The sequence below is a fragment of the Nocardia sp. NPDC051030 genome (assembly GCF_040683015.1).
In the GTDB taxonomy this organism is placed as follows: Bacteria; Actinomycetota; Actinomycetes; order Mycobacteriales; family Mycobacteriaceae; genus Nocardia.
Genome location: NZ_JBFBCD010000005.1, coordinates 280,779 through 302,161 on the forward strand (window position 1 = coordinate 280,779; position 21,383 = coordinate 302,161).

General features: G+C 66.9%; 20 protein-coding genes. 9 read left to right on the plus strand and 11 right to left on the minus strand.

What is annotated here, in order from left to right; all coding sequences use genetic code 11:
• Positions 1 to 34 precede the first annotated feature (34 nt).
• Positions 35 to 739, minus strand: a complete 705-nt coding sequence (locus tag AB0N05_RS18930; RefSeq protein WP_364695377.1) for a glycoside hydrolase family 25 protein — start codon at positions 737 to 739, stop codon at positions 35 to 37.
• A gap of 164 nt (positions 740 to 903) precedes the next feature.
• Positions 904 to 2,244 carry a glycogen debranching protein gene (locus AB0N05_RS18935; RefSeq protein ID WP_364695380.1) on the minus strand — a complete coding sequence of 447 codons (1,341 nt, stop codon included), beginning with the start codon at positions 2,242 to 2,244 and terminating at the stop codon, positions 904 to 906.
• 184 nt (positions 2,245 to 2,428) lie between these two features.
• Here AB0N05_RS18935 and AB0N05_RS18940 point away from each other — a divergent pair, with 184 nt between their 5' ends.
• From AB0N05_RS18940 to AB0N05_RS18950, 3 genes are all read left to right on the plus strand, one after another.
• A complete protein-coding gene (locus AB0N05_RS18940) occupies positions 2,429 to 3,133 on the plus strand; it encodes an SDR family oxidoreductase (protein ID WP_364695382.1) in 705 nt (234 codons plus the stop codon).
• Positions 3,134 to 3,297: 164 nt separating this feature from the next.
• A complete protein-coding gene (locus AB0N05_RS18945) occupies positions 3,298 to 4,098 on the plus strand; it encodes a polysaccharide deacetylase family protein (RefSeq protein ID WP_364695385.1) in 801 nt (266 codons plus the stop codon).
• 68 nt (positions 4,099 to 4,166) lie between these two features.
• Positions 4,167 to 4,949, plus strand: a complete 783-nt coding sequence (locus AB0N05_RS18950; protein ID WP_364695388.1) for a polysaccharide deacetylase family protein — start codon at positions 4,167 to 4,169, stop codon at positions 4,947 to 4,949.
• 6 nt (positions 4,950 to 4,955) lie between these two features.
• Here the strand turns inward: AB0N05_RS18950 and AB0N05_RS18955 are convergent, their stop codons facing one another.
• The gene (locus AB0N05_RS18955; RefSeq protein WP_364695391.1) at positions 4,956 to 6,854 is read right to left on the minus strand and encodes a GAF domain-containing protein; all 1,899 of its coding nucleotides are present in this window, start codon (positions 6,852 to 6,854) and stop codon (positions 4,956 to 4,958) included.
• Between the two features lie 186 nt (positions 6,855 to 7,040).
• On the opposite strand from AB0N05_RS18955, the gene AB0N05_RS18960 reads away from it, so the two are divergent.
• Together AB0N05_RS18960 and AB0N05_RS18965 are read left to right on the plus strand one after the other, a co-directional pair.
• Positions 7,041 to 8,435: a tannase/feruloyl esterase family alpha/beta hydrolase gene (locus AB0N05_RS18960; protein WP_364695394.1), complete on the plus strand. Its 1,395-nt coding sequence runs from the start codon at positions 7,041 to 7,043 to the stop codon at positions 8,433 to 8,435.
• Positions 8,436 to 8,451: 16 nt separating this feature from the next.
• Positions 8,452 to 9,777 carry a PHB depolymerase family esterase gene (locus tag AB0N05_RS18965; protein ID WP_364695397.1) on the plus strand — a complete coding sequence of 442 codons (1,326 nt, stop codon included), beginning with the start codon at positions 8,452 to 8,454 and terminating at the stop codon, positions 9,775 to 9,777.
• Positions 9,778 to 9,864: 87 nt separating this feature from the next.
• On the opposite strand, the gene AB0N05_RS18970 is transcribed toward AB0N05_RS18965, so the two are convergent.
• The 3 genes from AB0N05_RS18970 to AB0N05_RS18980 all read right to left on the minus strand — a co-directional run bounded on the left by AB0N05_RS18970 (position 9,865) and on the right by AB0N05_RS18980 (position 13,300).
• A complete protein-coding gene (locus AB0N05_RS18970; protein ID WP_364695399.1) occupies positions 9,865 to 10,590 on the minus strand; it encodes an amino acid ABC transporter ATP-binding protein in 726 nt (241 codons plus the stop codon).
• Positions 10,587 to 12,335 carry an ABC transporter substrate-binding protein/permease gene (locus AB0N05_RS18975; RefSeq protein ID WP_364696483.1) on the minus strand — a complete coding sequence of 583 codons (1,749 nt, stop codon included), beginning with the start codon at positions 12,333 to 12,335 and terminating at the stop codon, positions 10,587 to 10,589. Before AB0N05_RS18975 ends, AB0N05_RS18970 begins: the two co-directional genes overlap by 4 nt.
• 170 nt (positions 12,336 to 12,505) lie before the next feature.
• Positions 12,506 to 13,300: an LLM class F420-dependent oxidoreductase gene (locus tag AB0N05_RS18980; RefSeq protein WP_364695402.1), complete on the minus strand. Its 795-nt coding sequence runs from the start codon at positions 13,298 to 13,300 to the stop codon at positions 12,506 to 12,508.
• 163 nt (positions 13,301 to 13,463) lie between these two features.
• Between AB0N05_RS18980 and ugpC the strand changes: the two genes are divergently transcribed.
• Complete coding sequence (gene ugpC, locus AB0N05_RS18985) at positions 13,464 to 14,558, plus strand: sn-glycerol-3-phosphate ABC transporter ATP-binding protein UgpC (protein ID WP_364695405.1); 1,095 nt, start codon at positions 13,464 to 13,466, stop codon at positions 14,556 to 14,558.
• A 33-nt stretch (positions 14,559 to 14,591) separates the two neighbouring features.
• Here the strand turns inward: ugpC and AB0N05_RS18990 are convergent, their stop codons facing one another.
• Entirely contained in the window at positions 14,592 to 15,095 is a 504-nt protein-coding gene (locus AB0N05_RS18990; RefSeq protein ID WP_364695408.1) for a helix-turn-helix domain-containing protein, read from the minus strand.
• Positions 15,096 to 15,178: 83 nt separating this feature from the next.
• Between AB0N05_RS18990 and AB0N05_RS18995 the strand changes: the two genes are divergently transcribed.
• The gene (locus AB0N05_RS18995; protein ID WP_364695410.1) at positions 15,179 to 16,348 is read left to right on the plus strand and encodes a thiolase family protein; all 1,170 of its coding nucleotides are present in this window, start codon (positions 15,179 to 15,181) and stop codon (positions 16,346 to 16,348) included.
• Between the two features lie 55 nt (positions 16,349 to 16,403).
• On the opposite strand, the gene AB0N05_RS19000 is transcribed toward AB0N05_RS18995, so the two are convergent.
• Both AB0N05_RS19000 and AB0N05_RS19005 read right to left on the minus strand, forming a co-directional pair.
• Complete coding sequence (locus AB0N05_RS19000) at positions 16,404 to 16,742, minus strand: hypothetical protein (protein ID WP_364695413.1); 339 nt, start codon at positions 16,740 to 16,742, stop codon at positions 16,404 to 16,406.
• A 54-nt stretch (positions 16,743 to 16,796) separates the two neighbouring features.
• On the minus strand, positions 16,797 to 17,357 hold the full coding sequence (locus AB0N05_RS19005) for a hypothetical protein (protein WP_364695415.1): 561 nt from the start codon (positions 17,355 to 17,357) through the stop codon (positions 16,797 to 16,799).
• Positions 17,358 to 17,979: 622 nt separating this feature from the next.
• Between AB0N05_RS19005 and AB0N05_RS19010 the strand changes: the two genes are divergently transcribed.
• Both AB0N05_RS19010 and AB0N05_RS19015 read left to right on the plus strand, forming a co-directional pair.
• Complete coding sequence (locus AB0N05_RS19010; RefSeq protein ID WP_364695418.1) at positions 17,980 to 18,966, plus strand: o-succinylbenzoate synthase; 987 nt, start codon at positions 17,980 to 17,982, stop codon at positions 18,964 to 18,966.
• A gap of 44 nt (positions 18,967 to 19,010) precedes the next feature.
• Complete coding sequence (locus AB0N05_RS19015; RefSeq protein ID WP_364695421.1) at positions 19,011 to 19,631, plus strand: LysE family translocator; 621 nt, start codon at positions 19,011 to 19,013, stop codon at positions 19,629 to 19,631.
• An 18-nt stretch (positions 19,632 to 19,649) separates the two neighbouring features.
• Here AB0N05_RS19015 and AB0N05_RS19020 read toward each other — a convergent pair whose 3' ends face one another.
• Positions 19,650 to 20,102, minus strand: coding sequence for a hypothetical protein (locus AB0N05_RS19020; protein WP_364696486.1), 453 nt, complete (start codon positions 20,100 to 20,102; stop codon positions 19,650 to 19,652).
• Between the two features lie 43 nt (positions 20,103 to 20,145).
• The gene (locus AB0N05_RS19025) at positions 20,146 to 21,294 is read right to left on the minus strand and encodes a DUF6745 domain-containing protein (RefSeq protein WP_364695424.1); all 1,149 of its coding nucleotides are present in this window, start codon (positions 21,292 to 21,294) and stop codon (positions 20,146 to 20,148) included.
• Positions 21,295 to 21,383 lie beyond the last annotated feature (89 nt).

Genomic DNA, 21,383 nt, shown 5'->3' on the forward strand with positions numbered 1-21,383 from the left:
TGCACACCGGGCCCGTTCTCACTCCGGGCCTAGTTCAGCTGCTTCCCATGCTCCCGGTGCCGCTGCCGGAGGCGCTGCTGCCGAAATTGGGGATATTGGCGAAGCGGCCGAAATCGCCTTGGGCTCCGCTGTATACGTTGAGGTCGGTATTGCCGGATATGCCGGGGATGCTGCCCTTGCTGGTGTATTGCCAGAAGGTCCAGTTCGCCCACCCGCCGGGAAGCTCCGGATCATCATTGCCGCGATAGTCGGCGATCCACAGTGGGTACCCGGTGAACTCATTGGAGTCGGCCATGGCCGTGCGCCAGAAGTTGGGATAGGTGTAGACGATGGGGGCGCGGCCGGTCAGGGCCTGGACCGTATTCAGGTAGCGGTGGGTCCAGTCGATGAGCGCGCCGGGCGGGAGGCCGCCGGAGTTCTCCATATCGAGGACCGGGGGTAGGTCGAGCGGTCCGTTCTGGCCGAGCACCACGGCGGCATAGAGCGCGGCTTGCGGTTCGGGCGGGAGTTCGGGCCGGGCGTAGTGGTAGGTGCCGCGCGCGACGCCCGCGGTGCGCATGAGCAGGCTGTCCTGCACGAAGTACGGGTTCACGTAGTTCAGGCCCTCGGTGGCCTTCACCATGGCGAAGTTATTGCCGGAGGCGCGCACCGCGTGCCAGTTGATCATGGTGCCGTCGAGGTGCTGCCAGGACGACACATCCGGGCCGCTGGTATCGGCGGCCGCGGGGGCGGTGGACATAGCTGCGAGAATGCTGGCTGCCACAAAACTGGCCGGAACCAAGCGGTTTCGTCGGACCATGCGATCGCACGCTATGTGGGCTTTCAGTCATAAGCCAGCGCACTCGCCCGCGTGTTGTCCAAGTGTTAGCTATAACTCACTGTGGGGATTCGGCACTCTGGAGTTCAGCCCAGCCAGTCCAATACCGATGCGGCCGTCCACGACTGCTGCATGCTGCCCAGAGGCGCACCCGTGAACGGTTCGTAGTACTCGGCGAAGCTGCCGTCACTGGCCTGGCGCAACCCTTCCGCGCGCAGCATGAAGGAGCGTTCGGCCCAGCCGCGGCGGGCGAAAACCCAGGAGAACAGCCAGCTCATCACCGGCCACACCGGCCCGCGCCAGTACTCGCGCGGCCGAAAGTCCTTGGCCACGGGCGAGGTCGAGGGCGGCAGGGCGTAGCGCAGGTCCGGATGCCCGCACCAGCGCGGACCCTCGAACAGGCGCAGCAATCGGCGTTCGGCATCGCGCGGCAAGCCGCCGCTCAACAGCGGCGCGAAGGAGGCCAGGGTCTCGGTCTCGATCCACTTGTCGGCGCGCACATCGAAATCCCGGGCCACACCGGTACGGGCATCGGCGGTGGCGACGACTCCGGCGCGGAAGTAGTCGGCCCATTCGTAGAGCTCGCGCACATCGGCGTGCGGCTGCTTGTAGTCCTCGCCGATATTGGCCAGGACATCACAGGCCAGCGAGAAGATGGCGGTGACGAATACGTCCTCGACGGCGAAGCTCATGGTCGAGGCGAGCTGGTAATCGTCATATCCGGCCCGGCGCATCTGCTCCACCAGCCACATGTACCGGTCGTATTCGCGGTCGCTGGGCCGTTGCGTCGGATCGCCCACCACCTGCAGGTCGGCGCGCTCGTACGGCGGCAGGTCCGGTCCGGGAATCACATTGGCGTAGGCGCGATCCCAGCGCGGCGAGTTGTCCATGCCGGACTCCCAGCCGTGATACAGCGTGATCCGCCCGTGCTGCTTGGGATCTCGCGCATAGGCGAGCCAGCGATGCCAGCGCATGAGATCCGGCCACCGGCGTTGCAGGAACTCCTCCGCGACCTGCCGGGTGGAGCGGCCGTGCCGGCGCGAATGATCCAGAATCCGTTGCACCGCAATGGCATGCACCGGCGGCTGGGTAATGCCGGAGGTGTCCGGGCCTTCCGGCGCGTCGGCGGCGAGTCGCTTGCATTCCCAGCGGGCGGGCCCGGGAAAGTAGCCGTCCATGCCATTGGCGAAGACGATGTGCGGGATCATGCCGTTGCGCCACTGCGCCGACAGCAGGGTGTCGAGTTCCAGGGCGGCGCGCTCCACGCTCAAGGGAGCCAGGCCCACCGCCACGAAGGCCGCGTCCCAGCTCCACATGTGCGGATACAGCTTGGGGGCGGCGCTGGTCATGGTTCCCAGGTCGTTGCCGCGCAGCAGGTAGGCGGCGCGGGCCGCGAGCTGGGTCGGCGTGAAACCTGAGTGCGTCATCGCCCTATTCTGCGCCGGAACCCGCAGGTATGCGCGGTGGGAGGGGGGTGCGGCAGGGCGGAGGGACGGCCTCTGATCGCCAGATTGCACTCTGTTCGCCTTCTCGTGACAGTGCCTGTTCGTGAATGCTGTGGTGCCTCGCCCGGAGCATCGCCGCGACCGGGCACCCGGTTACGGTGATCGCATGGCGAATTCCGCGAAGCTCAGCAATGACCAGCCGACCGCGCTGATCACCGGCGCGAGTCGCGGGCTCGGTGCCGCCATCGCCCGGGAGCTGGCCCCGACGCACCGGCTGCTGCTGGGCGCGCGGACGCCGGCGGCGCTGGAGCCGATCCTGAACGAATTGCCGGGTTCGGCCGGATGGCCGGTCGAACTCACCGACTATCCGGCCGTGGCCCGCGCGGCGGAACCGATCGAGCGTCTGGATGTGCTGGTGCATAACGCCGGAATCGCCGACTTGGGAACGATAGCCGATTCGTCCGTTGCGCAGTGGCGGAATACGTTGGAAGCCAACCTGATCGCGGTCGCCGAGCTGACCCGCCTGCTATTGCCCGCCCTGCGCGCCGCCAACGGCCATGTGGTGCTGGTCAATTCGGGCGCGGGGTTGCGCGCCAATCCGGGCTGGAGCGCGTACGCGGCGAGCAAGTTCGGGCTGCGCGCCTTCGGTGACGCGCTGCGCCTGGAGGAACCGAGCCTGCGGGTCACCTCCATTCACCCGGGCCGCATCGACACCGACATGCAGCGCGAGATCGTGGCGGACGAGGGCGGCGAATACCAGCCGCGAAATTTCCTGGAGGCGGCGACCGTGGCCGGGGCCGTGCGCAATGCCGTGCACACGCCGCGCGACGCGCATCCCACCGAGATCGTGCTGCGCCCGATTCCACGCTGAGTTCGCACTCACTCTGAGAGCAGCCTTAACGTTCCATTTGAATTCGAATCGTTTCGCGCGGATTTCGTGCCCAGTTCACCGTCTGTGGATATAACGGTGGAGCTATGCGAGGAAAGTACGAAAGCTCCGCATGTAGGGGCGCGAATTCGGAGTGAATGCGGGAAATGGATAGACGAAGGCTGCTCACGCTGCTGGCATCCGGCACGGTGGCCGCCCTGGCGGGCTGCAACCAGGCACACAGCGATCCGCTGGATACCGGTTCTGCGGGCGACAACCCCTTCACCGTCCCGAACTTCCCGACCGCTCCGCGCCTGCCCGCGCCTCCCGGCGGCCCGAAGACCCCGATCGGGGCCGGGACGATCACCGCGCTGCCTGGCAATGGCACCAGCATGGCGCTCACCGTCGATGACGGCGCGAGTGCCGATGTGGTCGGCGCGTACATCAAATTCGCCCGCGATACCGGGGCGCGATTCACCTTCTTCGTGACCGCCCAGTACGACTCGTGGACCATTCATCGCGACGCCCTGCGCCCGCTGGTGGATTCCGGTCAGATCCAGCTCGGCAATCACACCTGGAGTCACGCCGATCTGACCACCCTGTCCGCGAGTGGCATCTCCTCCCAGCTGGATCAGGCCAGGACGTTCCTGCGCAATAACTTCGGCGTGGACGGCACGCCGTACTACCGGCCGCCGTTCGGCCGCCACAATGGCACCGTCGATCGGGTCGCCGCCGACCTCGGCTACACCGTGCCCACCATGTGGTACGGCTCGCTGTCGGATTCCGGCGTGATCACCGAGGAGTACCTGATCGAGTGCGCGCGAAAGTATTTCGCCGCCCAGACCATCATTATCGGCCACGCCAATGCCCCCGCCGTGACGCACTGCTACGACCAGCTGGTCGACATCATCCGGGAACGCAATCTGTCCATGGTCACGCTGAACGACGTTCTGATCCCGCCCCGGTGAGCCAGTGACCGTGGGGGAGTAGCTGTTCCGGCGATCGCCGGTGCTTGTAGTGAGTGAAGAGGTCGAAGATGGACAGACGCAGGCTCCTGACGCTGCTGGCCGCGGGCACCGCCGCCACCCTCCTGGGAAATAGCGAGGCACACGGTGACCCCTTCGACACCGGTTCGGCGGGCGGGCTCATCCCCGGCCTGCCCTCGACCCTGCCGCCACTGACACCGCGCACGCAGATCGGCCCGGGAACCCTGAGCGCAGTGCCGGGGGTCGGCAATAATCTGGCGCTCACCATCGATGACGGCGCGAGCTCCCAAACCGTCGGAGCCTTCATAGATTTCGCCCGCAATACCGGTTCCCGATTCACCTTCTTCGTGACCGCCTACTACCCCTCCTGGACCGATCACCTGGATTCCCTGCGCCCCCTGGTGGATTCGGGCCAGATCCAGCTCGGCAACCATACCTGGAACCACCCGGACCTGACCCGCCTCTCCGCCGGTGCCGTCGCCGATCAGATCGACCGCGCGAAAGCCTTCCTATGGAACACCTTCGGCACCGACGGCACCCCCTACTACCGCCCGCCCTACGGCCGCCACAATGCGACCGTCGACCAGGCCGCCGCCGACTCCGGCTACTCCGTCCCCGTCATGTGGACCGGCACCCTGAACGACACCAACACCGTCATCAACGAGGGCATGCTCCTCGACGCCGCCCGCACCTGGTTCAACGCCCAATCAATCGTGCTGGGCCACGCCAACCGCCCCACCATAACCAACCTCTACGGCCAGCTCACCGACATCGTCCGCGAGCGAAACCTCTCCATGGTCACCCTGAACGACGTCCTGACCCCTCCGAGTTAGTGGTCCTCACCCCGCGAATACGGCTGATTCGCGCAGGTGGTGCAGGCGCAGGGCCAGCTGAATCTCCAAGGCGCGGTCGGGGTTCTGCCAACCCTCGCCGAGTAGGCCGGTGATGCGTTCCAGTCGCTGGGTGACCGTATTCACGTGGATGTGCAGGTGTTTCGCGCTATTGCTGAGACTGCAACCGGTGGCGAAATAGGTTTCCAGGGTGTGCATGAGTGGGGTGCCGCGGCGCTGGTCGTAGTCGGCGACGGGGCCCAATGTGGTGTTCAGGAACGAGATCACGTCCGTGCCCTGGCCGATCAACAGACCGACGAAGCCGAGGGTGTCCGCGCTGGCCGCGGTTCCTCGCTTGCCCAGCGCGTGCAGCACTTGTACACAACGCTCGGCCTCCCGATAGGCGGCCGGGGCTCCCGACGGGAGTTCGACCGGTCCGGAACCGGCGACGGTGGCGGCGGTGCCGACGGCCGCGGTGAGTTCCCGGGCAATATGGCGGGCGGCCGCGGTGGGATCGGCGCCGGGCAGTAGCAGGACAGTCTGCTCGCCACGGGTGGCTGCCAGACCGTGCCGCGAGATGGCGTAATCGGCTGTCCAGGTGGTTGTTCGGTGATGTGCGCCGTGGTCTACGACGACGAGCACGTGGGGCTGCTCGAGCTCGATGCCGAGCAGTCCGGCGCGGCTGCGCAGGGCGGCGCGATCGGGGACTCGGCCGCTGAGCAGATCGTCCAGGAGTTCACCGCGCACCCGGCCCTCGGCCTCGGCGATGCTGCGGCGGAACAGCAGCAGTAGCGCGGTGACCAGGGCGGCCCGCTCCAGAATGCGCTGGTCCGACGGCGACAACTCGTCGGGGTGGTGCAGGACCAGCGTGCACAGCGGCTCCGCGCCCGCGCCGCCGGGCGCGGCCCATAGTTCCTTCATGCGCGCGGCCCTGCCGAGATGGGCTGCGGTGGACGCGATTTCGCCGACGAGATGGTCATCGTCGAGCTGCTCGTGCGGTCCGGAACCGGACGGATCGATGACGCCGATCCGGCGGCCATCGGAGTCTAGTACCAGCAGTGCGCCGCCGAGAATGTCCGCGGCGACCGCCGCCACATCGTCCACGCCGCCACCCCGCACCACCAGATCGGTCATTCGGTCGTGTGCCTGGGCGGCGCGCTCCACCGTGTTGTAGTGGGCGTGCATGGCCTCATTGGCGGCGCTGAGTTCGGCCAGGGCCGTGCGGGTTTCGGTGAGCAACCGGGCGGAATCCAGGGCGATCGTGGCGTGCGCGGCCAACGAGACCAGCAGTGCGACCTCCTCGGGCGCGTACGGCCGGGCGTCCCGGTGCGAGGCGAACAGCACCCCGATCACCTGCTCGCCCAGCTTCATCGGCACCCCGAGAATGGCGACAATGCCCTCGTCCTGCACCGCACCGTCGATCTCCGGTGTGTGATGAAAGCGCTGATCGGCGAAGTAGTCGGGGGTGGAGTACGGCATCCCGGTCTGCGCGACCAGACCGCCCAGCCCCGCCCCCATCGGCAACCGGCAGGCCCGGAACGCTTGCGACCCCGACCCGTCGGTGACCCGCATATAGGTGTCGTCGCTCTGCGGATCGGGCAGCGTCATATAGGCGATATCGGAATGCAGCAGCCGCCGGGCCCGATGCACGATGGCCTGCAGGACCGCGTCGACATCGCGCAACCCGGCGAGATCGCTGGCCGTGTCGAACAGGGCCGCCAGCTCCGCCTCGCGCCGGGCCCGCCGCTCCAGCAATGCGCGGACCCTCAGGGCGGCCAGCTTGGTCGACTCGAGTTCGGCCAGGGTGGCGGCCGGTACGCCCGCGGCGCGAGCCTCCAGCAAGGGCCCCTCGAACTCGACGGCCGGAGCTTCCCGCTCGAGCAATTCCAGGAAGATCTCGCAGTTCATGGCGGTCATTGTCGGTACGCACTGCCTTCCATGAATCGAGATGTGAGCTGGAACACTATGGCGCACACCAGGGCTTGGCGATGTGGCCGATCGACATATTCGAGGCGGAGAAGTGGGTGGCATCCACCTGGTGACGGAGCTCGCCGGTGAACAGAATTTCCGGCATTCCGCTCGAGGAGGAGCTCCATGCCGCAAGTTCGCCGCCTGGCCGCGCAGATCGCCACCGCATCGGTCGCGGTCGTGTTCGCGGGATCCATTGCCGCCGTGGTCATTCAGTCCGCGGCGTCGATCGCCGCCCAGCGCCAGGGGATCCGCGCCGAGGGTTGCTCGGCCCCGCTCGTGGTGGGGGCGCAAGTGCAGGTGTCCGCCTGCCTGGACGATCTGACCACCGCGGGGACGGTCGCCTCCGGGCATACGGTGCCCGCCGATTGGGCGGGCCTGCATCCGGCCGGGGCCAAGAACCCGACCGGCGTGCCCGGAATACAGATCGACGGCTACTTCCCGGACAACTCGACATCGAATACCGATAATGGCTGGAATCACGACAGCCAGTTCGTGATTCGGCTGCCCGAACAGTGGAATGGCGGGCTGGTGGTGAGCGGTGCGCCCGGAAATCGCCGCCAGTACGCCAATGATTTCACCATCTCCGACTGGGTGCTGGCGCAGGGCTATGCCTTCGCCGCCACGGACAAGGGCAATACCGGGGCGACCTTCTATCGCGACGGTGCCGCGCCCGGAGACGCCGTCGCCGAATGGAATTCCCGGGTCACGCAATTGACGCTCGCCGCGGATGCCACGGTCGCGCAGCGCTACGGGCGGCCCGCAGCGCACACCTACATGGCCGGGGTGTCCAATGGCGGTTACCTGGTTCGCTGGCAGTTGGAGAACATGCCGTGGCTCTATGACGGCGGCGTCGACTGGGAAGGCACGCTGTGGAGTGACGCCGCGAACCCGCTGACCTTCCTGCCACCCGCCATGGCGAACTATCCGAGCGCCGCGACCGACCCGACGGCGCGCGATGCCATTGTGGCGGCAGGCTTTTCACCGGAATCCGAACCACTGTGGGAATACCACGACAAGACCTATTGGGATCTCACCCAGCGGGTCTACCGGCAGGTATTCGACCCCGGCTATGCCGCCACCGAAGCGGGCACCCCATTCTGCGCCTCCGGCTCGCCCCAATGCGACGCCAACTACGACTACGCCGCACGCCCCGCCGCCGTCCACGATGCCGTGCGTCGCGTAGCCCTCACCGGCCGAATTCAACGCCCACTCATCACGATTCACGGAACCTTGGACACCCTGCTGCCGATCGGCCGGGACTCCGACGTCTACGCCGACATGATCGCCGATCAGGGACGGGCCGACCTGCACCGGTACTACCGCATCGAGGGCGGCAATCACGTCGACGGCCTCTACGACACCCATCCGGATCTGCTGCGACCCCTCCTGCCCTGCTTCCACAGCGCCTTCACCGCACTCGAAATCTGGGTCGCCGCAGGACAATCACCGCCCCCGAACGCCACCCTGACGCGTCCCGCCGATACCGACCTCGCCAACACCTGCGCCCTGCGCAGCTGAAAGAAGAAGGAAAAGAATGAGGAAGACCACCTCGGTCTCGGCGCTGCTGACCGCCGCCTTGGCCGCCGTCGCTGCCGCAGCGGCCGTGACTGTCGTGTCCGCTGCCGTGCCCAGCCCGACACCGGATACCTTGCACGGCTACAACATCAGCGACACCTACGTGTCGGGCGTCTCGTCCGGCGGCTATATGGCCAATCAGCTCCATGTCGCCTACTCGAGTGTCTTCTCCGGAGCGGGGATCTTCACCGCCGGGCCCTACCGGTGTGCCGGTGACTTCGACTACGCGGTGACCGCCCAGAACGGCTGCATGCAGAACGGGTCGCGCAAGTCGCCCGCCGAGCTCGAGGCGGCGACCAGAAGTCTGGCCGACTCCGGGAAGGTCGACGCGGTCGCCGATCTGTCCGGCTCTCCGGTGTACCTCTACCACGGGACCAGCGACAATACGGTGCTTCAGGCCGTGAATGATGATCTGGCGACCTACTATTCGGGTCTCGGCGCGAACGTCACCTACAACAAGGCGACCGCGGCCGGGCACGCCTGGGTGAGCCCGCTGGGGCCGGTCGCCTGTTCCGATACGCAGTCGCCGTTCGTCAACAAGTGCGGCAATGATCCGGAGAAGGACATGCTGACCACCCTGATGGGTTCGGTGAGCGCACCCGCGACCTCACTTGGCGGCAAACTCGTTCAGTTCGACCAGAACGCGTATGCCCCCGGTGGTGACGCGAACGCGATCAGCATGGACGCCAAGGGTTTCGCCTATATCCCGCAACCCTGCTCCGACGGCGCGAGCTGCCGCCTGATGGTGGCCCTGCACGGCTGCAAACAGGGCTTCGACTATCAATCCTTCGGCGACACCTTCATGAAGGACGCCTACCTCAACGAATACGCCGACACCAACAACATGATCGTCCTCTATCCCCAGGCGATCCCCCTGTCCACCGCGAACACCACCAACCCGAATGGCTGCTGGAACTGGTGGGGCTACGGCGGCGATGCCGCCTACGCCTGGCACGGCGGCAAACAAATCGAAGCCATCATGGGCATGGTCCGCAAACTCAGCGGCGGCCAAACCCCGCCCACCACAACAGTTCCCCCGACAACCACGGTGCCTCCGACAACCACCCCACCCACCACCACTCCACCGACGACCACCCCGCCGACGACGACGCCCACCCCCACCTGCATCACCGATACCAATTACGCCCACACCACGGCGGGCCGAGCCCACACCTCGAACGGCTACGCGTACGCCAATGGCTCGAACCAAAACCTGGGCCTCTGGAACGTCTTCATCAAGAGCACCCTGAAGGAAACCTCCCCGGGCTACTGGGAAAAGTGCTGACAGCTCCCTCACAAGATCAGCATGCAGTTGTGAGCGGAATTCGTTCGATTTCCTTGCACCACTGCATGTTGATCTTGCTTGGGGGGGTTACAGGACCTGGGAGAGGAATTGGCGGAGGCGGGGGGTTTCGGCGTTGTCGAAGAGGGCGGTTGGGGGGCCGGTTTCCACTACCTGGCCGTGGTCCATGAAGACGACCTGGTCGGAAACCGAGCGGGCGAAGCCCATTTCGTGGGTGACGACGATCATGGACATGCCGCCCTTGGCGAGGTCTGCCATGAGGGAGAGGACGCCCTTCACCAGTTCTGGGTCCAGGGCCGAGGTGGCCTCGTCGAAGAACATCAGTTGGGGTTTCATGGCCAGGGCTCGGGCAATGGCTACGCGTTGTTGCTGGCCGCCGGAGAGGTTTCCGGGGCGGGCGTCGGCTTTGCCTTCCAGGCCTACGGCGGTGAGTTGTTCGAGGGCTAGGGCGCGGGCCTGTTCTTTGGAGAGGCCGTGCAGTTTGCGGGGGCCGAGGGCGATGTTTTCCGCGACCGTATTGTGCGGGAAGAGGTTGAAGTGCTGGAAGACCATGCCGATTCGGCGGCGGAGTTCATCGGGGTTGTCCTTCAGGACGGATTTGCCGTCCAGGAGGATGTCGCCCTTGGTCGGCTCGTGCAGGCGGTTGAGGACGCGCAGCAGGGTGGATTTGCCGGAGCCGGAGGGGCCGATGACGGTGGTGGTCTTGCCCGCGTCGACCTGGATGTCCACGCCGCGCAGTACTTCATTGCGGCCCAGCGTCACATGCAGGCCGGTGCCGGTGAGAGAAGCACTCATGCTCCACGCCCTTCCGTGATCACGGCCTGTTCGACCGGATCGATGGTTTTCTCGTCGCGTCCGGTGCGCATGCGATTGTCGATGTAGTTGACCAGGTGGGTCAGCGGGATCGTCAGGAGCAGGTACACCAGGCCAGCCGCGACCAGCGGTGACAGATTTCCGGTCTGCGAGTTGAGATCTCGGCCCACCGCGAACAGTTCACGCTGGCTGGCGAGCAAGCCGAGGAAGTAGATCAGCGAGGAGTCCTTGATGAGCGCGATGAACTGGTTCATCAGCGCGGGGAGGACTCGGCGCACGCCCTGGGGAATCACCACCAGGGTCATGGCGTGGCGGTAGCCGAAGCCGATGGCGCGGGCCGCCTCGAGCTGACCGGCCTCCACGGATTGGATTCCGGAGCGGAAGATCTCACCGATATAGGCGGCCGCGAGCAGGCCCAGGGCGACGACGCCCAGCCAGTACGGGTTATTGCCGGTCACGTTCTTCACGACGGGTCCGATGCCCAGGCCGATGATCAGGATGATCACCACCGCGGGTAGGCCACGGAAGATATCCGTGTAAATCCTTGCGGGCCACCGCAACCAGCGGGTGCGCGAGATGCCCGCGACGGCCAGCAGCATGCCGAGCGCGGTACCCAGCGCACCGGAGACCACCGCCAGGATGAGCGTGTTCGGCAGACCCGTCTTGATCAGGTCCGGGAAGGCCTTGCGGTACAGCGACCAGTCGAAGAACGTGTCCTTCAGCTGTGCGAGTGTGGATTTCGGCTGCACCGCGGCATTGTCGGTGCCGCCGCCGTGCTCGGCGGCCAGCTTGGCGAAGTCCGGCATATCCGGTGCGGCAACGGCTTTCGATCCGGGTTTCCAGCCGGGCGGCAGTTCGCGCGGCACCCAGTCCTCGTAGAGCTTGGCGTAGGTGCCGTCCGCGATCACCGCGTCCAGTCCGGCATTGAGCGCATTGATGAGCGGCTGATTGTCCTTGCGCACCGCGTAGCCGACGAAATTGTTGAGGCTGAAGGTGTTCTGCGCGATCGTGGTCGGGTCGCCCGGCTTGATCGCGCCCACGGCCTGCGCCGACGGGGCCACCCAGGCATCGATCTGACCGGTCTTCAGGTTCGCGTAGGCGGTGTTGTAGTCGGGGAACTTCACCGGATCCAGGTGCAGTTCATTGACCACGAACTCGTCCTGCACGGTGCCCTGCACGACGCCGACGCGGGTGCCCTTGTTCAGGTCCGGGAAACCCTTGATGCCACCGCCATTGGGCACGACCAGGGAGAAGTAGCCGAAGTCGTAGCCATTGGTGAACCCGACCAGATCCCGGCGGGCGTCGGTGGTGGTGATGTTGGAGGAGCCGACGTCGAAGCGCCCATTGGCGACCTGCGCCAGCAGGCCCGCGAATTCGGTGCCGCTGAATTCCACCTGGAGCCCGAGCTTGGCCCCGATGGCCTTGAGCAGCTCATTGTCCATGCCGGTGAAGACGCCCTTGGAGTTCACGCAAATGCTCGGCGGCGCGTCCGACAGCGTGCCGACGCTCAGCTTGCCGGGCGTGAGCAGCCCGAGTTTGCTGATGTCGATCTTGTCCAGCGGTTCGGTGTTCGCCGTGGTGAACCGGTCCGCGTTCGGCGTCTGCTGCGACGTCGCCAGATTGGTGGGTGCGGCACTGGCCGCGGCGATACCGGGTGGTGAGCACTGGTCACCGGCGGTGGGTGCGGCGAAGCCGGGACCGGCGCCGAGGGCGACGGTCCCCGCCAATGTGACCAGCAATACCCCCGCGACCGCGAGTATGCGAGGTCGCCGACCGTGCCGTCGGGAGGTGGTCGTGCGCAAGCAAACCATGACAAACCACCCTAGTGGGGTTGCCTGCCAGGTCCAGAGTTGCGGTCAGCGTGAATTACACGCGCCGTTCCGGGAGCCGACCAGACTCAGGCGATCCCCGCGACCGACTCCGGGTTGAACTGATCGCGCCAGCGAATGGCCTCCTCGACCACGCTCAGGTCGTACTTCGGCCCGCCGGTCCCGACCGTGAACAAGGTCGCGCCCGCCGCCACGAAGTCGGCGGCCTTATCCGCTCCCGGCCAATCCACCGACTTCTCGATGCGCGCCGCATCGGTGCCGACGGCGGCGCAATGCTCGGCCAGAATCCCCGACTTGCGCTTCAGCACTTCGAGATCGGCGAAGCTGTGCCAGATGTGCGCGTACTGCGCGGCCAGCCGCAGCGTCTTCTTCTCGCCGCCACCGCCGATGAGGATCGGGATTTCGCGCACGGGTTGCGGGTTCAGCTTGGCCAGCCGATCGGTGAGCCGGGCCATGGTCTCCTTGAGCAGTTCGAGACGGGTTCCGGGCGTGCCGAAGTCGTAGCCGTACTGCTCGTAATCCTTGGCGAACCAGCCCGCGCCGATGCCGAGGATCAGGCGGCCATTGCTGATGTGGTCGACGGTGCGCGCCATATCGGCCAGCAGGTCCGGATTGCGGTAGCCGCCGCCGGTGACCAGCGCCCCGAGCTCCACCCGTTCGGTCTGTTCCGCGATCGCGCCCAGCATGGTCCAGCACTCGAAGTGCGCGCCTTCGGGATCGCCGTAGAGCGGAAAGAAGTGGTCCCAGTTGAACACGATGTCGACACCCGCGTCCTCGGCCCGCCGGACCGCATCCCGGATCAACCCGTAGTCAGGCGCGTGCTGCGGCTGCAACTGAACTCCGATACGAACCGGTCGGCTCATGAAGCGCTCCTCGTCTCAGAAAGGGTTCCGATGCGAGGCTACCGGGATCCGGATCCACCGGCTGGGCGCGCGAATACATCGCGCACTGCCTACGATCGTGCGGGTAGACCCCTCTACTTCGGATCGTCCGGCACGTTCCTGCCGGTGAAGGGATTGATTCACCATGGCTACAGTGACATTCGACCAGGCCACCCGGCTTTATCCGGGAGGCAACAAGCCCGCCGTGGACCAGCTGAATCTGGAGATCGCCGATGGCGAATTCCTGGTGCTGGTCGGCCCGTCCGGCTGCGGCAAGTCCACCTCGCTGCGCATGCTCGCGGGCCTGGAGGAGGTGAGCGACGGACGCATCCTGATCGGCGATCGCGACGTCACGCACGCCGAACCCAAGGAACGCGATATCGCCATGGTGTTCCAGAACTACGCGCTCTACCCGCATATGAGCGTCGCCGAGAACATGGGCTTCGCGCTCAAAATGGCCAAGGTGTCCAAGGACGAACGGCAGCAACGGGTCCTGGAGGCGGCCAAGCTGCTCGACCTGGAGCAGTACCTGGATCGCAAGCCCAAGGCCCTGTCCGGCGGTCAGCGTCAGCGTGTCGCCATGGGCCGCGCCATCGTGCGCCAGCCGCAGGTGTTCCTCATGGACGAGCCGCTGTCCAACTTGGACGCCAAGCTGCGCGTGCAGACCCGCACCCAGATCGCCCAGTTGCAGCGGCGGCTCGGCACCACCACCGTCTACGTCACCCACGACCAGGTCGAGGCCATGACCATGGGCGACCGGGTGGCCGTGCTCAAGGATGGGCTGCTGCAGCAGTGCGCCTCGCCGCGCGATCTGTACCGCAATCCGGCGAACCTGTTCGTGGCCGGGTTCATGGGCTCGCCCGCCATGAATCTGTTCACGCTGCCGGTCGAGGACGGCGCGGTCTTCCTCGGCGGCTTCCGGATGGCGCTCCCGCGGTCGGTCGCCGATGCCGCGAACGGTCAGGTGGTGGTGGGTATTCGTCCCGAGCACTTCGAGATCAGCGCTGCCACGAACGGGCTCGACAAGGCTCCCGGGATCACGATGGAGGTGGACGTGGTCGAGGAGCTCGGTTCGGACGCCTACGTCTACGGTCGCGCGCTCGACAAGAGCGGTAGCGAAACCATTGTGGCGCGGGCGGATTGGCGCAACCCGCCCGCCAAGGGCACCCGTCTGGTGCTCACCTCGGACGCGGAGCACACCTACTTCTTCGCACCGGAGGATGGGCGTCGTCTCAACTGACGTCCGCCCCTGAACCAGCCCTGGCGTCGCCCCTCACTTGCGGGGGCGGCGCCAGTTCCTATTGACCCGGACCCGCAGACTCTCCAGCGGCACTTCGCTTCCCGAGGCGCTGCGCACTTCGACGCGCACCGGTTCCCCGGTCGCGTCCTCGACGCGTTCGAGCGGCGGAGTGCCGTCCTGCAGGTACTTGTCGCCCCACTGCCAGAGTGCGAGCACCGCGGGCAGCAGGTCCACACCCATGGGGGTCAGCACGTATTCGCTGCGGGTGCGCTTGCCCTCCTCCTGGTAGGGGACCTTCTCCAGGAGCCCGGCCTCGGTGAGTTTGCGCAGGGCGCTGGCGGCCGCGGCATCGGTGATGCCGACCCGGGTGGCGAAGCCGTCGAAGCGGCGGGTGCCGTAGTAGGCCTCGCGCAGGATGAGGATCGCCGAGCGGGTGCCGACGATATCGAGGGCTTTGGCAATGGAGCAGCCCTCGGGTTTCCATGCGCTCAGATCGCTGAGCGGACCTTCCAGTACGACCGACATGGCGTACATCATACAGATGCTGACTTGCCCTAACTATTGCCAGGTTCTAACCTGGCTTTAGAGCAACGAAGCTAGATACTCGAGAGGGTTCTGTCATGAGAGACGCAGTAATCGTCGAGGCGGTCCGCACCCCGGTCGGCAAGGGCAAGGCCAATGGCGCGCTGCACGGTCAGCACCCGTCCGACCTGTTCGCGCACAGCCTGCGCGAAGTGGTCGCGCGCAGCGGGATCGACCCGGTACTCATCGACGACGTGATCGGCGGCGTCGTCACCGCCGTGGGCGAACAGGGCAGCAACCTCACCCGCCGCGCCGCCCTTGCCGCCGGATACCCGGAATCCGTGGCCGCCACCACCGTGGACCGCCAATGCGGCAGCAGCCAGCAGGCCATTCACTTCGCCGCGCAGGGAGTCATCGCCGGGGCCTACGACATCGTGGTCGCGGGAGGCGTCGAATCCATGAGCCGGGTTCCCATGGGCGCCAACCTGATCGGCGCGGAGGACATCGGCGGCATCGGATTCGCCGAACGCTATCCCGAGGGCCTGGTCCCACAGGGCATCAGCGCCGAACTCATCGCCGCCAAGTGGGGACTGTCCCGCACCCAGCTCGACGAGTTCTCCCTCGCCAGCCACGAAAAGGCCGCGCGGGCAACGAAGGACGGCTCCTTCGAATCCCAGCTTGCACCCCTCGGCGGACTCACCGCGGACGAGGGCATCCGGGTCGGCAGCACCCTGGAAACGCTCGGCAACCTGCGTACCGCGTACTACAGCGAGGACATGGCCGCCCGCTTCCCGCAGATCGGGTGGAACATCACCGCCGCCAATGCCAGCCAGATCAATGACGGCAGCGCGGCCACCCTCATCATGACCAGCGAGCGCGCCGCCGAACTCGGACTGCGTCCCCTGGCCCGGCTGCACAGCTTCTCGGTGGCGGGCGACGATCCGCTGCTCATGCTGACCGCCGTCATCCCGGCCACCCGAAAGGTGCTGCAGCGCGCCGGACTCCAGCTCTCCGATATCGACCTCTTCGAGGTGAACGAGGCCTTCGCCTCGGTCGTCCTGGCCTGGGCCCACGACACCGGCGCGGACCTGAACAAGGTCAATGTCAATGGCGGCGCGATCGCCATCGGCCACCCCCTCGGCGCGTCCGGAGCCCGCATCGCCACCACCCTCGTGCACGCCATGCAGGAACGCAATGCGCGCTACGCCCTGCAAACCATGTGCGAGGCAGGCGGATTGGCCAACGCCACCATTTACGAACGGCTGTAATCCACCCCCGATTTTCGCAACCCCGCCCCGGCCGCACTCCCGCGGCCGGGGCGGATCACACCGAGACCGCGACCACCGCCACCAATAACCCCAGCACCCAGGCCCCCGCCAGCATCGGAATCAGCAGCAGCGCGGTGGGCCAGGCCCGCTGCCGCAACCGCACGGCTCGCACTATCCACAGCGGCACCATGATCACCGCGGCCACAATGCCCACCCAGGCCACCGCGTACGCGAGCGGCAGGTACCGGGTGTTCCCGTTCTCCCTGGCCACCGCGTCATACCCCGGCACGAATCCCGCGACCACCCATGCCAATCCGCAGGTCAACCCGAAGACCAGCACGGCGGCAACGACATCCGCCCAGCGCACCGGCGGCGGCCGCCACCAATCCGCCATCCCTCCAGCATGACGCGCGGCGACCGCCCCGAACAGGCCCGAACGCTGCCCGAGTCAGCCGATCGCGCTGGTCACCAATACGTGCCCGGCCGCACCCGCGATCAGGATGACGGGGAGGGCGGCGGCGGTCCAGATCCAGGCGGAACGGCGGGTCACCGCCGCGGCGGAGGCGATCACCAGGGCGATCAGCAGCGCCAATGTCATTCCGCCACCGGCGATCAGGAGGCCGAAGAGCGCGGAGCTCGGCGGCCGGATGAGATCACACTGGACGGACGGATTGGTCAGCGATTTGACGGTGCACTTGTTGTGGACCAGGTCGAACATCTTGCCGAACAAGTCGTAGGCCCAGAATGCCACCACGCCTATATCGACCACGTAGATCAGCGCGGCGATCAGAACATCTTTGCGGCGCAAGGGCTCTGCGTCACTCGACCCGCTCGACCAGCGGGACTTCTTCTCCGGCTCGGCCTTCGACTCCTTCTTGTCCGTGGAGACCGGCGACGAGCCCTGCGCCGCGGGCTGCGCGGTCGGCGGCGTCAACTGGCGGCGCACCGTCTCCACCGAATCAACGTCCGCCTGGGCATAACCCGGCTCGGGCGGATTCCACGACTGCACCGGTCCCTGTGGATAACCCGGCCCGCCGGGACCTTGCGATCCCGGCCCGGACTGCGGCTGCCCCGGGCCATTCGGCTGCTGTTGCCGGGACGGACCACTCGGGGGACGCGACTGCCCGGGACCACCCGGATTGCGTTGCTGCCCCGGGCCACCCGGCCCCTGCGGCGACCCGCCCGGATTCCGTTGCTGCCCCGGCCCACCCGGACCATGCGATTGGCCCGGCCCACCCGGCTGCTGCGGCCGGGACGGACCACTCGAGGGACGCGACTGCCCGGGACCACCCGGAGTCCGCGGCTGACCCGGCCCACCCGGCGGCGGACCGGGATTCCGTGGTTGTCCCGGCCCACCCGCGGCCGGAGGCGGGGGAGGCAATTGACTCGGACCATCCGGATTCGGGTACGTCGGATCAGCCGGATTCAGCGGATTGCCGTAAGCGGGGTTCGGCCGGGGGTTGTCCCCGCCGGGCCGCCTCGGTTCATTGGGTGGGTTCATGGTTGCTGGGCTCCCCCGGATCGATCGTCGGTCTCTGCGAATTCTGACGGGCTCGAGTCACAACCGCCACCTTGTTGTTGGGTTGGCACCGCCACCGCGTTATCCGCCGGGCCTGAGTAGGGTGCGAACGGTGAGCGACAGCGCCTCCACACCGGACTTCGACGCCGCGATCGTCTACGCCATTCCCCTGCGAACCCGATTCCGCGGAATCACGGTGCGCGAGGGCATGCTGATTCCCGGTCCGCGCGGCTGGGGCGAGTTCTGCGCCTTCGCCGAATACGACGATCGCGAGGCGGCATCGTGGCTGGCCACCGCCGTCGAACAGGCGACGCTGGGCTGGCCCGAACCGGTGCGGGACCGGATCCCGGTCAATTGCATCGTCCCGGCGGTCGGGCCGGAGCGCACGCGGGAGATCGTGGCGGCCTCGGGTTGCCGCACCGCCAAGGTGAAGGTCGCCGACCACCCGGATTCGCTGGCGGAGGATCTGGCTCGGGTGGCGGCGGCGCGCGAGGCCCTCGGCCCCGAGGGCGCGGTCCGCATCGACGCGAACGGCGTCTGGGATGTGGATACCGCCATTGACCGGATCAAGCAGATCGACCGGGCCGCAGGCGGTTTGGAGTACGTCGAGCAACCCTGCCGGACCATCGAGGAGCTCGCCGAGGTGCGCCGCCGCGTGGATGTCCGGATCGCCGCCGACGAATCCATTCGACGCGCCGAGGATCCGCTGCGGGTCGCGGTGGCGGGCGCGGCCGATGTGGCCGTGCTGAAATGCACTCCCCTGGGCGGAGTCCGGCGCGCCCTGAAAGTCGCCGAGGCCGCCGCGCTCCCCTGCCTCGTATCCTCGGCGCTGGAAACCAGCGTCGGCCTCGCCGCGCAGATCGCCCTGGCCGGAGCCCTCCCCGAACTCGACTTCGCCTGCGGCCTGGACACTTTGTCCCTGCTCACCGGTGACGTCGTACCGGACCCCCTGCGTCCGGTCGACGGCTACCTCCGGGTCCCCCGCACTCCCCCGACCCCCGATCCGGCCCTCCTGGACCGCTACCGCCACCCCGACCCGGACCGGGTCACCTGGTGGCGTGACCGCCTGAACCGGGTCCGCCTCCTGCTACCCACCTGAAATACCGGGTTGCGCATCGGCACAGGCGGGTTACTGTGCGGGAGATGAGCATCGAGTTCTGGTTGACCACGCTCGTCATCGTCGCTACGCCCGGGACCGGCGCGCTGTTCACGCTGGCGGCCGGACTATCCCGGGGCACCAAGGCCAGCGTGATCGCCGCCTTCGGCTGCACCCTCGGCACCGTTCCGCACATGATCGCGGCCATCACCGGCCTGGCCGCCCTGCTGAACACGAGCGCCGTCGCGTTCAGCACCTTGAAATATCTCGGCGTCGCCTACCTGCTCTACATGGCGTGGAGCACCTTCCGGGACAAGGGCGCACTCGCCGTGCCCGAGGAGGAGGACAAGTCCGCGGCTCCTTCAGCACTGAAGGTGATCACGTCGGCCATCCTGCTGAATGTCCTCAACCCCAAGCTGACCATCTTCTTCTTCGCCTTCCTCCCGCAGTTCGTTCCCAATGACTCCCCGAATGCCTTGGGGCGCATGCTCGAATTGAGTGGGGTGTTCATGCTCGCCACGTTCGTGGTGTTCGCCATCTACGGCGTGGCCGCGGCGGCGGTCCGCAACCACGTCATCTCCAAGCCCGCCGTGGTGACCTGGATGCGGCGAGTCTTCGGCGCATCGTTCATCGCCCTCGCCGGTCGGCTGGCCGTCCAGAATCAGTGACCAGCCGACCTTTTCGAGCTAGTCGGCGATGAGGGCGTTCCGCATGCGCCCGAATGCGGTGGCGGTGCGTTCCCGCTGACGGCGGATCAGATACCGCCCGGGAGCGATTCCACTGCCACCGTGTTCGGGATGCAGCAGGTAGGCCACCCCGCTGGTGTCCAGGCAACCGAGGGCCAGGCCCTCGGGATCCATGACGCGGGTGGTCCAGCGGCAACTACCCGGATCGGCCAGCAGCACATGGGGATTGGCCCCCGCCGCGCCACGCACGATTTCGATGCCACCGGACGGGACGTCTGTCCAGCGGTTCTCGAATACTCGAACACCGCTGAGCAGGTGCAGTGGGATGACGAGGAGGTCGCCCTGAGCTTGCAGCCCATCGACGATGGGTACGGCGGCCTGCTGCTCCAGATGGTCGAGCACATCGACACTGGTGCGGGCGGTGAGATCGGCAAGGGTCATGGTCATGGGAATCACCTGTGTGTGAGGAGGATCGGTGGAATCGGCGCGGCACCGCTCATGTGCGGCGGACCAGTCGCGCGTACTGTGCGCCGGTCAAGCCGTAGGACCATCCGGCGGCGGCGAGCGGGTCGCCGATGGTGGCGGGAACATTGAGCCCATAGCGGCGGCGAGTGCCATCGCGCTCCCGGGAACCATTGACCACCAGCAGGACTCGGGCGGGACCACCCCAATGCCTGCTCGGCATCTCGTACAACCGCAGTTCCGCGCCGGGATTGCCGGGATCCGGCGCGAGGGACAGCAGGGTGAGCCCCGCACGCTCGATATACGCGTCCCAGCCGATGCGCTCGATGGCGGCACGACGCACCTCGATACTGCGCTCGGTCAGAATCCGCTCCACGGTCGGCTCGGTCATCACCCAGTCCGGCACGAAGGTGCCGTGCAGGGCGAAAACGTGTGTCCCATCGGCGAATTCGACGGCCGGTCGATCAGAGTGATGCAACCGCACCTCCCCGTACGAACCCCCGATCTGGGCCTCGGTGTGCACGGCGATCGGCCGTTCCGAGATCACGCAGCGGCGCGGTCCGGGCCACCACCATCCCGCGCTGCGGGCCAGCGTCACCCATTGATCGAGCTGATGCGCGTCGTCGTCCCGATAGCCGATGAGTCCGGACACGCGGCTGAGGTCATGAAAGGCCGTGGTCCACACATCGTATTGCTCATATCCCGCGACCTCGGTGCGACGACCCTCCGCACCGAGCAATACGCCGCGCAATGGCTGATACATGCTGTCGCGCAGAGATTCCCGCAATGGCTCGTGCACGATGATGTCGACGAGTCGTTTAACGGGGACACCCGCCGCGAGCAATTCGCGCGGTGACATGCCGGGCCATTCGTGCGGCGGAATATGGGATCCGGATAGCCAGAACGATCTATCGGGTCCGGACCGGTCGATCAAGCGTTGCCGCGTACCGTGTTTCAGGGCCGCGAATCGTTGCAGGAATGGCCGGTCCTTGAAGGGTATGGCGCTGTTCGGCAATCCCAGTCCCGGCGCAGGCCCATCCGGGTTATCACGCAGGATTTCCACCGCGGCGGCGGGCGAGGGCACCCACACGAATTCGGGTGGCGGCTCGCCGAGCAGCCGATACAACTCGATGATCGCGGCCTCGGCGGCGTCCCGATCCGCGGGTTCGGTGGAAAGACCCACCCGCAACCATTCATCGCGTAATCGGCACGCGGTTTCGACGCGTTCTACCAGGGGAATCCCGCGGGCCCGAGGCCGGCGCGGGGAGGCGA